Here is a 2,271-nt window from a genome sequence, read left to right as displayed (position 1 = left end):
ACCATCGACACAAGCGTAAACCGTCGTATATGCGTCCGTACCGGGAGCTGAATCGGCCTGACTTTCGTTCCTATCGGGAGCCTTGTCCTGTGATGTCTCAGGACATCGGTGACGAAAGTGCATCAGGAGATCGGTGACGCTTCGTGTGTGGGTCTGCCGCACCGGTAGGTGACGGCTTCTAGTCACGCCGCGAGGGCGACGTAGGTGTTCATGATTGCTTCGTACGAGCGAGCTTGAGCACCCGGCACGTCACCGCGACGGGAATACCGTCGACGGCGAGCTCGGTCACGAGCGTGTAGAGCCTTTCCCGGCAGGTTCGCCTGCGACAGATACGCTGCCGCACGCCGAAGCACCTCGACTTCTTGCTCGAGCAGCCGGATCCGCTTCCGCGCAGCGCGCAGCTCAGTCCCCTCGGACCGGGTCACCCCGGCTTCGCGCCTTCTTCGATGACGGCATGCCGCATCCACTTCGTGAGGGTCATTGGGTGAACCCCGAAGTCGGTCGCGATCTGCTCGATGGTCACTCCGGGCTCGCGGCTCCTGGCGACGCGCACGACGTCGTCACGGAACTCGCGCGGATACGGCTTGGGCACGATGACATCCTTCCAGGGCACCCTCCCGGGTAATCCAACTCAGATGTCACCTACCGGTGCGGCAGACCCTGCAGCAGTCCCCCCGTGTGCGCCAGGCTCGGCATCCGACTCCAGCAGCTCACGACAAGCTTGCCGTGGCACGCGCCGACCCCGCGCGTTGGCCTATGTTCGACATCATGACCGGCAACATCGTAGGAGCGAGCGAGATCTACACCCCCATCCCAGACTTCGTCGACTGGTTTCAGGCAGTGTTCGACGCCAGCGTGGCCGACCGATACCGCGACCTGCTCGCCGCTTCCAGAGCGACCGCCACACCTGAGCAGCTTGACGCCGCCCTTGCCGTGGCAACCAGATACGCCGCGGTGGACACCGGGGCTATCGAGGGTCTTTACACGGTCGATCGAGGCTTCACGCGGACAATCGCCACTCAAGCCGCCGCGTGGGAAGCCACTCTCGCACAGAAGGGCGCGAGGACAGTCGACGCGATCAACGATGCCCTTGGCGCCTATGAATACGTTCTCGATGCGGCCACGCAGGCGGTGCAGGTATCTGAAGTATGGATACGAGAGTTGCACTCGATCATCTGCCGCACTCAATCGACCTACACCGTTTACACGCCTTTGGGGCCTCAGGAGAGAGAACTACCAAAGGGGCAATACAAGTCGATGCCGAATAGCCCGACGAATACAACCACCGGCGTGGTTCATAACTACGCCCCCGTGCTGGACACAGGCCCCGAGATGGGGCGACTTGTTGAACAGCTTCGCTCCGAACCGTTTATGTCGGCACATCCAATTCTGCAGGCCGCTTATGCCCACTACGCATACGTGTGCATCCATCCCTTCGCTGATGGCAATGGGCGCGTCGCTCGTGCGCTCGCGAGCGTCTACTTGTATCGGTCGCCTGGCGTGCCGCTACTTGTGTTCGCAGACCAACGAACCGCCTACTTGGACGCATTGGAAGCAGCGGACGCCGGTGATCCTGCGTCCTTCATCACCTTCATCGAGGCGCGGGTCTTGGATGCCGTTGGGATTGTAAGAAGCCAACTCCAACGCTCTACTCAATCGGTCGATGCTTCCATCGCTCGCATATCGGCCTTCTTCGGCGAGATAGGTATCACCGAAGAATCACTAGCCCTCGCAGCGCGGCTCAAGAAGAGCATCCGAGACGCCGCGGCCGTTGAGGTCGCACGACTGCAGCTACCTCGCCAACTAAGGCTAGATGCTCCCGGAGTATTCGGGATAGGGAGCCGCACCCGCCCGCCCACAGGTTACGGCGCGATCGGCCAGCAGGGAGAGCTGAGCTTTCATGCCGCCAGCGACTGGCCGGTTCGCGTCGCGATCTACCAAGGTGTTCAGATCTTCGTGAAGGACGACGAGAACGCTGGCCCGGACCTTCTTTGCGTCCCACAAGAAGGCGACGCTCTTGAAGTGTGGTACCGCGAGATCGAGCCGACCGTGAGTGAGACACTACGGCTGAAGCTCGAGCCGTGGGTTGAGTTCCAAGTGGCGCGACTTGTCGCCGCGGTCGATTCTCGGATCAGTAACCCCGGGGCGTGACGGCTTGCCTCGCGATAAGCGCAACGTAACACTCGCACGCGTTCGTAGTTGCGCCTTGCATTAGACGCACCCCTGATCAACGTGGATATCGGACGCACTCATCAGTGCGCTCCCGCCGAC

The 2,271-nt window shown here is 61.6% G+C and carries 2 protein-coding genes; one reads left to right on the top strand and one right to left on the bottom strand.

What is annotated here, in order from left to right:
* Nucleotides 1-421 precede the first annotated feature (421 nt).
* On the bottom strand, nt 422-592 hold the full coding sequence (locus KYX17_RS31945) for a transposase (RefSeq protein ID WP_243233713.1): 171 nt from the start codon (nt 590-592) through the stop codon (nt 422-424).
* A gap of 164 nt (nt 593-756) precedes the next feature.
* On the opposite strand from KYX17_RS31945, the gene KYX17_RS31525 reads away from it, so the two are divergent.
* Nucleotides 757-2,151, top strand: a complete 1,395-nt coding sequence (locus tag KYX17_RS31525; protein ID WP_243233711.1) for a Fic family protein — start codon at nt 757-759, stop codon at nt 2,149-2,151.
* The last annotated feature ends 120 nt before the right edge of the window (nt 2,152-2,271 follow it).

The organism is Microbacterium sp. CIAB417, from assembly GCF_022788845.1.
This window is presented reverse-complemented; position numbering and strand designations above follow the sequence as displayed.

Bases quoted from the DNA above. Each gene is read 5' to 3' on its own strand.
- KYX17_RS31525 (WP_243233711.1), top strand. From the start codon at position 757: ATGTTCGACATCATGACCGGCAACATCGTAGGAGCGAGCGAGATCTAC.